This window comes from Actinomadura sp. WAC 06369 (genome assembly GCF_003947565.1).
GTDB classification, from domain to species: Bacteria; Actinomycetota; Actinomycetes; order Streptosporangiales; family Streptosporangiaceae; genus Spirillospora; species Spirillospora rifamycini.
This window is the reverse complement of sequence record NZ_QHJN01000076.1, coordinates 23,029-36,494: the sequence shown is the minus strand read 5'-3', so window position 1 is coordinate 36,494 and position 13,466 is coordinate 23,029. Positions and strand designations below refer to the sequence as shown.

Below are 13,466 nucleotides of genomic sequence, written 5' to 3'. Positions count from 1 at the left end.
GAGGCGGCCCGCCGGCCCCGCAGCCCCCATGGGCGGGCCGATGGGCGGGCCGATGGGTCCCGGCGGGCCGCCTCCGCACGGGCCGGGGGCGCACGGGCCGGGTGCGCCGATGGGGCCGATGGGGCACGGCGGGCCGCCCGCCGGGTACGGCGCGCCGGAGCGCGGCGGCACGGCGCCGAACAAGGTGCTCATCGCGGTGGCGTCGGCGCTGGTGACGGTCGCGGTGGCGGCCGTGGCGCTGGTGGCGTGGCCGTCGGGCGACGACGAGAAGTCCCCCGGGGGCACCGCGCAGCCCGGGACGACGCCGTCGAGCACGCCGGTCGCGCAGAAGGACCCGGTGTCCGAGGCGACGAAGCAGCAGGCGGCGGTCATGAACGAGGTGCTGGACGCCAGCACGAACACGCGGTCGGTGCTGGGCGCGGCGCTCACCCGCGCCGGGAAGTGCAAGACGCTGCCGCAGGCGATCCAGGGGTTCGAGACGGTCGCGCAGCGGCGGCAGAACCAGCTGAAGCGCACCCGGGAGATGAAGCTCGACCAGGTCCCGAACGGCGAGCGGCTCCGGACGTCCCTGTCGCAGGCCCTCCAGGCGTCGCTGGACGTCGACCAGAAGTACCTGCACTGGGCGCGGCAGAACCGGCCGGGCTGCCGGGGCAAGCCGAAGCCCAGCGCCGCGCAGGTGCCGGGGACGGCGGAGGACAACCGGCGCGCGACGACCGCGAAGCAGCAGTTCGTCCAGCTGTGGAACCCGGTCGCGCAGAAGACGGGCCTGCCGGAGCGCGACTGGCGGCGCGTGTAGCCGTCCGGTAACGGACCACGGGCAACGGCGCGCTGGGCAGGACGATCCGGCGCGCCGCGCAGTATCTTGTCACCGTCGGGGGACCTCCTGCGGATAGGGGTTTCTATGCGGTGCCCGGCTTGTGGAAGCGACACCTCGGCGGCCTCGCCCCGGTGCCTGTGGTGCAACGCGCCGGTGGCGGGCGCGGGGGACGCGACGGTGCGCGACCAGGGCCCGGGGGCCGATCCGCCGACGATCCCGGTGCCCGACCCGCCGGACCCGGCGCAGGTGCCGTGGCCGGCGCCGCCGCAGGACCGCACGACGGCGATGCCGCCGGGCGCGACGCCGATGCCGCCGGGCGCGACGGGCGAGACGTCGATCCCGCTGTCGCCGGAGCCGTGGGCGGAGCCCGCGATCTGGCAGCCGCCCGCGCCGCCGAAGCGGAACCGCACCCCGCTCGTGCTGGTCGCGGCGGGCGCGGTGGCGCTGGCGCTCATCGCGTTCGGAATCGTGTTCTGGCCGAGCGGGTCCGAGTCCGCGTCCGGGAAGGGGCTGTCGTCGGCCGGGTCGAGCACGACGGGCGACGGGACGGCCGGCGGCGCCGGCGACTCGTCCTCGCCCGGCGCGGAGGAGCCCGGGGAGCAGGAGCCGCAGTCGGACGCCGCGTTCCGCGAGCAGGCCCAGGCGGTGGACGGCGTCCTCGCGGACATGGGCGGCACCCGCTCCGACCTCGCCTCGGTCGTCGCCGACGAGGACTGCAGCGTCTCGGGGATCGAGCGGGTGCTGGAGAGCCGCCGCTCGCAGCTCGAACGGGCCCGCGCGCTGGACGTCGCCTCGCTCGACAGCGGGGCGGAGCTGAAGGACGCGCTGGTGCGCGCGCTCGAGGCGTCGGTGGAGTCGAACGAGCGGTACGCCGCGGTCGCGCCGGGCTGCCCGTCGCCCTCCGAGGTGTCGGACGTGAACCAGCGTGCGACGGACGCGAAAAACGAGTTCGTCGGCTACTGGGGGCCGATCGCGCGGGAGGCGGGCCTGCCCGCCCGGTCGGGCGACGACATCTGACCCGGGCCGTCAGCCGTCCGGCCGGTCGTCCCCGGGGGCGGTGAAGGGCGGCGCGGCGGCCGGGTCGCCGAACGGCAGGACGAACCGGTCGGGCCAGCTCAGCACCGGTTCGAGCCAGTCGGACACGTCCATCGTGCCCGCGACGTGCTCGATCTGCTCGTCCTCCTCGAAGCCGATCGTGACGTCGGCGAGGTCCCCGTAGAAGGCCGCGTGGTCGTCCTCGCCGTAGAGCGCGGTGAGCGCCAGGGGGCGGTTGCGTTCGAGCTCCATCGACAGCGGGTGGCGGCGAAGCGCGCGCAGCCGGTGCCCCAGTTTCGCGTCCGGCTGCTGCTTGAGCCCGGGGAGCTGGTAGTCGAGGGGCGGGGCGGGCGCGTGCTTGTCGGGCGTTTCCGCCCCGTACGGGAACAGCCGGTCCAGCTCGTGCAGCCACCGCACCTGCGGGATCACCCAGTTCGGGCCCGGCACGCGCCCCGGCGCGTCCTGGCCGTCCAGCAGGCGGCGCGCGGTCCCGGCGACCGCGCCGGTCAGCTCGGCGGGCGGGAACGCGGTCCGCAGCGCCCACGAGCGGCGGGTGACGGCGCGTTCGAGGACGGTCGCGAGGGCGCAGTCGCGGAGCCGCGGCGTCAGCCGGGCCCACGCGCGGCGCAGGTCCGGCGGGACGGCGGGGACGCGGCGCCCGGCGACGTGCGCGAGGACGAGCACGTCCGCCCACAGCCGCAGCCACGCCCAGTCGGGGTGCCCGGCGACGAGGTCGGCCTCCCGCAGCTCGTAGAGGGTGCAGGCGCGCCCCGACCGGCACTCGCAGCCGCACGCGGCCGAGCGGCGCCCGTCCACCGGCGGGGGCGGCCCGGCGAGTTCGGCCTCGCGGCCCTCCCCGAGCGGGACGCGGACGCGCAGCGGCCGGTCCATCCCGTCGGCGAACACGGCCGCGACGCCCGGCCGCAGCGACACCACCTCCCGGGACTGGTCGGCGTCGAGGTTCATCGCGGCGCCGACCTGGTGCCGGTCGTCGTGCGCGGGCAGCCGGTGCACGACCTTCAGCGCCGTGTTCTTGATGACGTCCGGGACGAGCTTGGTGGGGATCTGCTCGGCGACGATGATGCCCTCGCCGTACGCGCGGATCTCCGCGAGCATCCCGGCGAACAGCTCGACGGCGTGCGACGACCCGCGCTCGGGGCCGCGGTTGCGCAGCAGCCGGTGCGCCTCCTCGATGACGATGACGTGCCGCAGCGCCCGCCCCCGGTCCGCGCCGCGGCGCCGCTCCCGCATCCGCAGGTGCTCCACGATCCGGATGATGAGGGTGCCCATGAGGAACGCCTTGTCCTCGTCGTTCGCGACGTCCTCGATGGCGAGCACGATGTTGTCGCGGAGCATCCCGCCGATGTCGGCCGGGTGCCCGCCCTCGAAGAACCGTCCGGCCGAGCCGATCCGCAGCGACCGCAGCCGGACGTCCACGAACCCCTGGACGTCCGCCATCAGCTCGCGCCCGTACCCGACGTCCTGGATGACCTGCAGCGCGGCGGTCTGGAGCTGCTCCAGGGTCGGGACGGCCGGTTCGATCAGCGAGCCGGGGACGCCGGCGCCCGTCACCACGTCCCACCCGTTCGCCTCGTACACTCGCTGCAGCGCCTGCGCCATGATCTGCGGGAACGGCTCCTCGGCGTCGAACGCGGCCTGGAACAGCGCCCGCACCATGTCGATGTGGGCCTGCACCGGGTAGCCGGGTTCGGGCGCGAGCGGGTTCACCGACAGCGGCACCGAGGCCGGGTCGGACGGGTTGACGACGGTGACGGGGCCGCCGAGGTCGGCGATCCGCCCGGCCATCGCCGCGTACTCCGACTTCGCCGGTTCGATCGCGAGCCACGGGACGCCCGCGCGGGTGAGCTGCTCCAGCAGGTGCCGCACGGTCTGCGACTTGCCCGCGCCGGTCGCGCCGGTGACGAACACGTGCCGGTTGACGGTCGAGCGCGGCACCGTGAACCGGCCGACCTCCCGGTCCTGGCCGTCGAGGATGGCGCCGAGCTCGATCGTCCCGGGGCCGTCCGGGCCGGTCTCGGCGGCCGTCTCGGACGTGACGTCGAAGTATCCGGCGTCCAGCACCCGCAGTCCCGGGACCTCCCGGTTCGGCAGCCCGGCGAGCGCGGCGAGCGCCCCGGCGGTCGCGACGAACGGGAACCGCTGGTCCGGCTCCGCCGCCGCCCGGACGGGCGCGGGCGCGGCGCCCGGCCGCAGCATCTCGGCGAACGTCCCGGCGCCGTGCCCCGACCGCAGCCGGTACGGGTGGTGCGCCAGGTCCATCGACCCCACGAGCACCGGCGCGATCTGCCCCAGTTCGTCCTGGTCGCCGGCGCCCGCGAGGACCCGCACCCGCCAGAGCCCCGCCTCCCGGAACGCGTCCAGCTCCGCGAGCCGCCGGTCCGTCCGGCCGACGGCGAGCCGCGCGTGCTCGTCCTCGCCGCGCCGCAGCATCCGCAGCTCGTGGTGCAGCTCGCGCATCTCCGCGTCGACCAGCCGCTCGTCGCACGGCTCGGCCACCACGAACCAGCCGAACGGCCGCTCCATCAGCGTGACCAGCGTCGACTCGAACAGCCCCGCGCCCGGACGGTCGGCGGCCGGCGGCGCGGCGGCCGCCTGCGGCGCGAGCCGCCCGGGGCAGCGCGTCCACGCCATCCGCTCCGCGCGGCGCAGCCAGCCGTCCCCGATCCGGACGCCGCGCGCGCCGCTCGGGAACAGCGGGCCGGTGCCGCCGGGCGCCCCGATCGGGCCCGCGTTCGTGATCAGTTCCAGCGGCGCGCCGCCGCCCGGCGACAGCCAGCCCACGACGAACGGCCGCTCCGCCCGCGCCGCCGACAGCGCCGCCGGCAGCACGCTCACGAAGTCCCGCTCGGCGGACGCCGCCCCCTCCGGCGCCGGGATCGCCTCGATCCGGTACCACGGGCCCGGCAGGTCGAGCGGCCCGGCACCGGACGCGGCGCGCGTGCCGTGCGCGGCGGCGTCGTCCGTCCCGGGCGGGACCTGCGGATACGGCCGGTAGGGCGGCGTCGAGCCCTGCTGCGGCACCCGGTGCTGCGGGGGTATCGGACCTTGCGGCGGCATCACGGCGGCATCCCGGGGTCAGGGGGCGGCCGGCGGATCGGCGGCGTGCTTGCCGTTCGGCCGGAGGATCGGGACGAGCCGGTTCGACCGGCGCGGCAGCGCGTGCCGGGGCCGCGGCACCGGCGGCTCGTCCGCCGCGGCGGGCGCGGGCAGCGGCCGCTCCGGCTCGGCCGGTTCGGCGCGCGCGAGACTCTCCTGCTCGCGCAGGTACTCCTCGAACTCGATCGAGTGCGCGGTCGGCAGCGTGATGATGCCCGGGTTCGCGTCGACGAGCATGACGCGGCGCCCCGTCGCGCCCGCGTGCGTGAACACCATCGCGGTCGGCGGCAGCTCCTGCAGCTGCGGCGGCCCCACCAGCAGCTCCCGGAACCGCTGCTTCGCGTCCTCCCGCACCGCCGCGACCGTCCGGCCCCACGCCGTAGCCGAGCTGATCCCCTCGACGAGCGCCGAGTCGTCCGCCGCCGGGGCCGGCAGCGGCGACCACACCGGGTCCGTCAGCCCGTCCCCGGACGGACGCGCGTAGGCCACCGTGCTCGCGTACGTCTCGCCCGCGACGTCGAACAGCGTCTCCCCCGCCGACTCGGTGATCTCCGCGACGATCAGCGGCTTGTCGGCCCCGATGTGCTCCGCCGCGACCCGCGCGTCCTCCGGGTTGCCGAGCCGCATGAACCCGACCGCCGCGTGCCCCCGCCGCCCCAGCCGCTCCCGCACGTGCCGCGGGATCGACCGGTACATCAGCACCAGGCCCGTCCCGGTGGCCTCGCACGCGTCGATGAGCCGGTCCAGCACGTCCCCCCGGAGCTTCTCCGCGCCGCACAGGAACAGCGTGTGGTCCCACCGCCCGCCCGGCGGCGACTCCCGCACCCGGTGCGTCAGCGCCGTCGTCACGTACGTCCCGAGCACCCGGTTCGTCAGGACGCCCGCGCGCCGGTCCATCGACACCACGTGCAGCCGCGACGGCGGCAGCGCCACCGGCTCGGCCGCGAGCCGCTCCAGCTTCCGCAGCTGCGCCTCCAGCGCCCACGCCCGCCGGACGACGATCCGGTCCGTCGCGTCCCGCCCGAACAGCGTCGCGATCCGGTCGAGCTGCCCCTCGGTCAGCAGCCCCTTCGCCAGGTCGTCCCGCGGGTCCCCGACCTGCGCCAGCACCCGCAGCGCGGCCGTGATGCACGGGATCGTCGTGTCCGCGCCGAGCACCTCGATGAGCCGCTCCAGGATCGAGTTGTCGAACGACAGGTCCCGCGTCCCGTCCTGCTCCTCCCCGGCGCCGACCACCAGCGACAGGACGTCCGCCAACGCCTCGGGGCTCAGCCCCCGCGTCACGTCCAGCCTCGGCAGGTCGTTCGGCAGCACCCACACCAGCGGGTCGTCGCCGCGGTCCGCTGCCAGCCGCAGCAGGTCGTGCGCGACCGCCCCCTCCGACAGGTCGATCACCGTGAGCCGCGCGCCGACCGCGAGCCGCGCCGCGCCCATCGTCGTCACGGCCGCCGACCACCCCGCGAGCGTCCCGCCGACCACGTCGACCCGGTCGACGCCCGGCGGCACCGCCACCGGATACCACTCGCGCTGGGCCTCGTACTCCGCGCGGCGCCGCTCCCACTCCCGCAGCGCCTCCGCGTGCGCCTCGCGCTCCGCCGCCCGCCGCTTCTCCCGCGCGGCCCGCTCCCGCTCGTCCAGGTCCCGCCACCGCTCGAGCCGGTCCCGCACCGCGCGCTCGTCCCGCCACAGCGCCCCGCCGGTGATCCCCAGGACGACCGCGCACGCCACGAGCCCCACGCCCGCGAACGGCCACGGCAGCACCCCGGCGACCCCGCACAGGAGGAACAGCCCCACGCCGACGAGCGTCCCCGTCACGGCGATGCGGAGCGGCCGGGCGGCCATGTGCTCGCCCGGCTGCCGGACCGGCGGCCGCGCCGCCGGCCGCGCCGGCTCGGCCGGGGCCTCGGGAGCCGGGCCCGGATCGGGATGCACCTGCGCGTAGCGCCAGCCCACGTAGACGCGGTCCGCCTGCGTGAGCCGCGCCGCGGCGGACCCGCTCGCCATGTCCGTCACGTCGAGTAGACCCCTGGAGTCGCGGTACGGGGGGAACGCTGAAGAGGTCGGTCCTTCCTGCCTTTCTACACATGCACAGGGTAAAGAGCCTGGCGAGATCGCGTGTCCCGTTCGCCGTAACCGGCCCGCCGTCCTCCCCGACATCACCCGAAACCGGTCACCGTGCCCACCTGCGGGAAAGATCGGACACCCACCCCGTCCCCCATGGCCACATCCGGCCAATCTCACCGACTCCGGCCGGGGGCCGGGCGGAGGGGCGGGTCTCCGCCCGGACGCCCCGGCCGGGGCGCGTCACTGCACGTCGACGTACTTGCTTCCGGAGTTGACCGTCAGGTGGCCCTCGTCGCCGAAGAACCACGCCGTCCAGTAGCCGTCCTGCCCGGCCGTGAACGTCTCCTCGAACCGTCCGTCGGCGCCCGTCCGGGACACCACCATCTCCTGCCACTCCTGCGCGCCCGCGGGCAGGAAGTAGACGGTGACGGGCAGGTCCGGCGCGGGCTCGGCGGCGCCGCCGCCGGCGGACCGGGTGAGCAGGCCCTGCACGGTGATCGCCTCACCGGCCGCCACGGTCGCCGGGGTCGCGTCGAACTCGGCGAACGCCGTCGTGAACTGGCCCGGGACGTCCACGAAGCCGATCGGCGCGTCCGACCTGCTGTAGTCGTCGTCGCCCCAGAACGCGGCCGTCCAGTAGCCGTCCCGGTAGGACGTGAACTCCGCCTCGAACGACCCGTCCGCCTCGCTGGTCTGGGTCGTCCCCTGGAACTCCCAGTCCGTCCCGCCGTCGGGCATGAAGTAGACGTGGATCGGGAGCTGCTCGCCGAGCTGCGTCCCGTCGCCGCGCAGCAGCGTGCCCTGGACGTTCACCGTGCCGCCGGAACCGGCCGTCGCGGCGAAGTCCTCCAGGAGCGTCCCGTAGCGGACGTTGACCTGGCGGATCTCGCTCGACACCGTCGCCGTGCCGTCCGCGCTCTCGTACCAGACGCGCCAGTACCCGTCCTGGGTCGTCGCGGTGCTCTCGATGTCGAAGTCGCCGGCCGCCGCCGTCTGGCCGCTCTGCACGTCCTGCCAGGTCTCGCCCGTCGCCGAGAACTGCAGCGCCACCGACGCGCCGGCGATCGGGGCGCCCGCGTCCGTCAGCTTCCCGGTGGCCCGGATCGGCTGCTGGTAGTCGACGGGCGACGGCGTGACGGCGAAGTCGGAGAACTGGGGGCCGTCCTCGAACGCCACCTCGCCCGGAGAGGCGAAACCGGCCCAGACGATGTCGGTCTGCGCGCTCTGCACCGTGACGGGCCCGGCCTCCCTGGCCGGGAACGCGAGCCGGAACGTTCCGTCCCCGCCCGTGAGCGCCGCCGCCACCTCCTTCTTCTCGGCGGCGGTGACGTGCGCGGCGACCCACACCTTGGCGACCGGGGCGAGGCCCGCGGCGCCGTTGCGCTCCAGCCGTCCTTCCACGACGACCTCGTCGCCGACCCCGACCGGCTGCGGGGTGACGACCTCGGCCGTCAGCTCCACGGACTGCCGGGTGATCTCGGGGGACGGGGCGAACCGGCTCACCGAGCACCACCGGTCCCCGTCCTGCCAGCCCGGGGTCGCCTGCAGCGAGAGCGCCCCCGCGTACGGGTGGGTGAAGGAGAACGAGCCGTCCGCGCCCGTCACGACCGGCGACGTGGCGTTCCAGACGGACACGCCCGCCGCGGGCTCGGGCGCCGCGTCCGGGCTCGTCTGCGCGAGCACGCGGCCCGCGACCGTCATCGGGGTGTCTGCATCGACGGTCCCCGGCGAGCCGGTCAGCCCGGTGATCGTCAGCGGATGGCAGTTGTCGATGTACTGGTGCCCGGCCGTCAGCGTCGCCCCGTCGGCCGACGTGATCTCCGCGACGAACCTGGTGCTGCCCGGATGGGTCGCGATGTCCAGTGCGTGCTGGCCCGTCCAGGTTCCGTCGTTCGCCGTCCCGCCGGTGCGGGCCAGCGGCAGCGTCGCGATGGACGTCCACGCGTCGCCGTCCGGCTGCTCGACGGTCACCTCGACGCCGGTGACACCGCTCGCGGACTCGGCCGTGACGGTGACCGCGGCGACGCGGTCGGCGGACAGGCGGTCGAACGCCACGGACACGTTCACGTCCGTGACGTCGGCTCGGGCTGTCGCGGGGACGAGGAACGTCGCCACCGCGACGATCAGGGCCGTCAGGACGGCCAGTGGTCGTGTTCGGCGCAAGGGGGGTGCCTCTCCACGAAATTTGTGCTGTCGCGGTGAGGACGCCCAGTTGACGATCTTGGTTGCCTGCTCAGATGTTCACTTTGAGCCTATTTTGTCCGTTTGGCCAGCAGTGGACAGCCGGCCGGGCCCGTCCGAACGCTCCGTCCGTCCGGACCCGGCCGGTACCGCCTACTTCACGTCGACGTGCTTGCTTCCGGAGTTGACGCTCAGGTGGCCCTCGTCACCGAAGAACCACGCCGTCCAGTAGCCGTCCTCCTCGGCCGCGAACGCCTTCTCGAACCGCCCGTCCGCACCCGTCGGGACGACTTCCATGTGCTTCCACTCGGTCGCACCGGCGGGCAGGAAGTAGACGTAGACCGGCTTGCCCGGCGCGGGCTCGGCCGCGCCGCCGCCGATCGTCCGCGTGAGCAGCCCCTTCACCGTGATCGGCTCACCGGCGTCCACAGGCGTCGGGGACGCGCCGTACTCGGCGAACTCCGTCGTGTACTGCCCCGGGACGTCCACATGCGCGATGGGCGCGTTCGACCGGGTGTACTCGTCGTCGCCCCAGAACGCCGCCGTCCAGTAGCCGTCCTGGTACGACGTGAACTGCTTCGAGAACGTCCCGGTCCCGGCGCTGGACGCGGTCGTCCCCTGCAGCTCCCAGGTCGACGAGCCCTCGGCCATGAAGTAGATGTGGATGGGCAGTTCCCGGCCCAGCCCCGACCCGTCCTGGCGCAGCAGCGTGCCCTTGACCGTCACCGTCGCGCCCGGACCGACCTCCGCCTTGTAGTCGTCCAGCAGCGTCCCGAACCGGACCTTGACCTGGCGGACGTCGCTCGACGCCGTCGCCGTGCCGTCCGCGCTCTCGTACCAGACGCGCCAGTAGCCGTCCTGGGTCGTCTCGGTGCTCTGGAGGTCGAACCGGCCGTCCGCGGTCGTCCGGGCGTTCTGCATCTTCTGCCAGTTCTGGCCGTCGGGCGAGAACAGCAGCCACACCGTCGCGTCCGCGATCGGGGTACCGGCGTCCGCGAGCAGCCCCGTCGCCCGGACCGGCTGCTCGTAGTCGACCGGGGACGGGGTGATCTCCACCTCGGAGAACTGCGGGTCGCCCTCGACCGTGATCTGGCCGGGCGCGGCCGTACCGCTCCAGACGATGTCCCTCTCATCGCTCTGCACCGTCAGGGGGCCGGACTTCTCGGCCGCGAACGTCAGCCGGTACGTCCCGTCCGGCTTGGTGTAGGTTTCGCCCACCCCTTCCTTCTCGGACGAGGTGACGTACGCGGCGATCCACACGTTGGCCACGGGGACGAGCCCGTTCGCGCCGTTCCGCTGCAGGCGACCCTCGACGGTGACCTCGTCACCGGCCTTGACGGGCTGCGGCGTCACGATCTCCGCCGAAAGCTCCACCGTCTGCCGGGTGATCTCGGGAGACGGCGCGAAGTCGCCGGCCTCGCACCACTGGTCGTACCAGTCCCAGGATGCCTGCGCCTGAAGCGAAGTCCAGTGCGTGTACAGGTGGGTGAAGGAGAAGGAGCCGTCCTCCCCGGTCCGAACCGGGGACGAGGTGTTCCAGACGGGGATGTCCGCAGCGGGTTCCGGCGCCGCGTCCCGGGTCTTCTGCACGAGGACGCGGCCCGCGATCGTCAACGGGGTGTCCGCGTCGATCGCCGCGGGCGAGCTGGTGAGATCGACCATCGACAACTGGTAGCAGTTGTCGATGTAGTGCCCGTTGGGATCCCGCGTGACCCCGTCCGCCGTCGTGAGCTCCGCGAGGAATCCGGTCGCCCCTGGGTGGGCCTCGATGTCGGTCTGGTACTCGCCCTGCCAAGTACCGTCGGTCGCCGAGCCGTCAGTGAGGGCGAGGGGCACGGTCGCGATGGGCGTCCACGCTCCCCCCTCCTCCGTCTGGCGCACGACGATCGCCTTCGCCTCGGTGATCTCGGTCTCGTACTTGGCCTCGACGCTGACCGTGGCGACGCGGTCGGCGGAGAGCCGGTCGAACGCCACGGACACGTTCACGTCCGTGACGTCGGCTCGGGCTGTCGCGGGGACGAGGAACGTCGTCACCGCGACGATCAGGGCCGTCAGGACGGCCAGTGGTCGTGTTCGGCGCAAAGGGGGTGCCTCTCCACGAGATGGATGGTCTCGCGGTGAGGACGCCCGATAAACGATCTTGGTTGGCCGCGAAAACGACCACATTGGGCGCATGCGTTCGTTTGGCCGGTGCCGGTCAGTCGGCCGGGCTCCGCAGACGTATCGCCCCTACGGAACCCGGCCGACGCCGTTACCTGACGTCCACGTGCTCGCTTCCGGAGTTGACGCTCAGGTGGCCCTCGTCACCGAAGAACCACGCCGTCCAGTAGCCGTCCTCCTCGGCCGCGAACGCCTTCTCGAACCGCCCGTCCGCGCCCGTCTGGACGACCGCCTTCTCCACCCACTCGGTCGCCCCGGCGGGCAGGAAGTAGACGTAGACCGGCTTGCCGGGGGCGGCCTCGGCCGCGCCGCCGTCCACGGAACGGGTCAGCAGCCCCTTCAGCGTGATCGGCTCACCCGCCGCCACGGGCGACGGGGACGCGCCGAACTCGGCGAACTCCGTCGTGTACTTCCCGAGAACTTTCACGTGCGCGATGGGCGCGTTGGACCTGATGTGGTCGTCGTCGCCCCAGAACGCCGCCGTCCAGTAGCCGTTCTTGTCGGTCTTGAACTGCTTGCCGAACGTCCCGTCCGTTCCGGCCTCGGTCGTCCCCTGGAACTCCCAGGTCGACTGCCCGTCAGCCATGAAGTAGACGTAGACCGGCAGCCCGCTCGCGGGCTCTTCCCCGTCCTTGAGGCGCACCAGCTCGCCCTGGATCGTGACCGCGCCGCCCGCGCCCGCCGTCGCGGTGTAGCCGTCCAGCCTCGTCCCGTACTTGACCTCGACGTGGCGGACGTCGCTCATGGCGAGAGTCTTACCGCCGGAACCTACATAGTGGACACGCCAGTACCCGTCCTGCAGCGTCCGAGGGCTCTGGACGTCGAAGTACCCCTCGCTGTTCGTCCTGACGTACGAGGCCGTGTCCCACCAGGCATAGGTCGTGTCGGCGTACTCGAGCCTCACCTGGGCGTCCGCGATCGGCTCGGAACCGGCCATGAGCCGACCCGTCGCATGGATCATCTCGTGATAGCCGACGGGGGACGGCTTCATGTCGAAGCCGACGATCCGCGAGTCTCCCCCGATCGACAGCGCCCCCGCGTCGGTCAGGCCGCTCTCCAGGAGGTCGTTCTCCTCGCTGTCCAGACTCAGCCGACCGGCCTCTTCAACGGGAAGCGACAGGCGGAATCCACCGTCCTCGGAGGTGTAGACCGACCGCCCTGCCCTGCTGAAAGGCCCCGAGACGACTTGCCCGCTCACCACCGCGCCGGGAACCGGGACGAGGCCGTCGGCACCGTTCCGCTCCAGGCGTCCTTCCACGACCACGGTGGAACCGGCCTCGACCGGCATCGGGGTGACGATCCGCCCCGACAGCTTTACCGACTGCTTCTCGATCTCGGGTTCGGGAGCCGCCCCCATCACCGTGCACAGTTCCGGCTCGCGCCCCGCCTTGGGACGGACCGCGTCTTCGGTGTAGCCGGTCGTGTAGGTGAACGAGCCGTCCGCCCTCGTCCGGACCGAGGACCCACTGGTCGTGACCGCGACGTCCGGCGCGGGTTCGGGTTCTGCGTCTCGAGTCCGCTGCACCAGGACTCGCCCCTCGACCGTCACCGGAGTGTCTGCGTCGATGACCTCGGGTGAACTGGTGAGGTCGGTCATGGTCAGCTGATAGCAGTTGTCGATGTACTTCGCCTCGGTGGTCAGCGTGGTGCCGTCCGCCGATGCGATCTCCGCGACGAACCTGGTGCCGCCCGGGTGGGCCTCGATGTCCGTCCGGTACTCGGCCGTCCAGGTTCCGTCGTTCGCGGTGCCGCCGGTACGGGCGAGCGGCATCGTCGCGATGGGCGTCCACTCTTCGTTCGCCAGCTGCTCGACCGCCGCCTCGACGCCGGTGATGCCGCTCGCGGACTTGGCCTCGAGGGTCACCGTGGCGACGCGGTCGGCGGACAGGCGGTCGAACGCCACCGACAGGTTCACGTCGGTGACGTCGGCTCGGGCGGCCGCGGGGACGAGGAACGTCGTCACCGCGACGATCAGGGCCGTCAGGACGGCCAGGCTTCGTATTCGGGGCAAGGGGTTGCCTCCACGGATCGGGGGTTTTCCGTGGAGACGCCCACTTGACGATCTTGGTTGACCGGTAGGACGGTCACGCTT

General features: G+C 73.6%; 6 protein-coding genes and 1 pseudogene. 2 read left to right on the top strand and 5 right to left on the bottom strand.

All coding sequences use genetic code 11. The features are described 5' to 3' along the window. Together DMH08_RS21155 and DMH08_RS42430 are read left to right on the top strand one after the other, a co-directional pair. Nucleotides 1–796, top strand: a pseudogene (locus DMH08_RS21155) (hypothetical protein); the annotation flags it as partial. A gap of 198 nt (nt 797–994) precedes the next feature. Further along, nucleotides 995–1,834 carry a hypothetical protein gene (locus tag DMH08_RS42430; RefSeq protein WP_125617224.1) on the top strand — a complete coding sequence of 280 codons (840 nt, stop codon included), beginning with the start codon at nt 995–997 and terminating at the stop codon, nt 1,832–1,834. 9 nt (nt 1,835–1,843) lie between these two features. On the opposite strand, the gene DMH08_RS21145 is transcribed toward DMH08_RS42430, so the two are convergent. The 5 genes from DMH08_RS21145 to DMH08_RS21130 all read right to left on the bottom strand — a co-directional run bounded on the left by DMH08_RS21145 (nt 1,844) and on the right by DMH08_RS21130 (nt 13,385). After that, entirely contained in the window at nt 1,844–4,930 is a 3,087-nt protein-coding gene (locus DMH08_RS21145; RefSeq protein ID WP_125617222.1) for an ATP-binding protein, read from the bottom strand. Nucleotides 4,931–4,948: 18 nt separating this feature from the next. Continuing rightward, a complete protein-coding gene (locus tag DMH08_RS21140; protein ID WP_125617220.1) occupies nt 4,949–6,973 on the bottom strand; it encodes a hypothetical protein in 2,025 nt (674 codons plus the stop codon). Between the two features lie 300 nt (nt 6,974–7,273). Further along, nucleotides 7,274–9,196 (bottom strand): hypothetical protein, encoded by a 1,923-nt coding sequence (locus DMH08_RS40245; protein ID WP_158642363.1) that lies wholly within the window; start codon nt 9,194–9,196, stop codon nt 7,274–7,276. Nucleotides 9,197–9,367: 171 nt separating this feature from the next. Continuing rightward, entirely contained in the window at nt 9,368–11,296 is a 1,929-nt protein-coding gene (locus DMH08_RS21135; protein ID WP_125617218.1) for a hypothetical protein, read from the bottom strand. 169 nt (nt 11,297–11,465) lie between these two features. Beyond that, nucleotides 11,466–13,385, bottom strand: coding sequence for a hypothetical protein (locus DMH08_RS21130; RefSeq protein WP_125617216.1), 1,920 nt, complete (start codon nt 13,383–13,385; stop codon nt 11,466–11,468). Between the last annotated feature and the right edge of the window lie 81 nt (nt 13,386–13,466).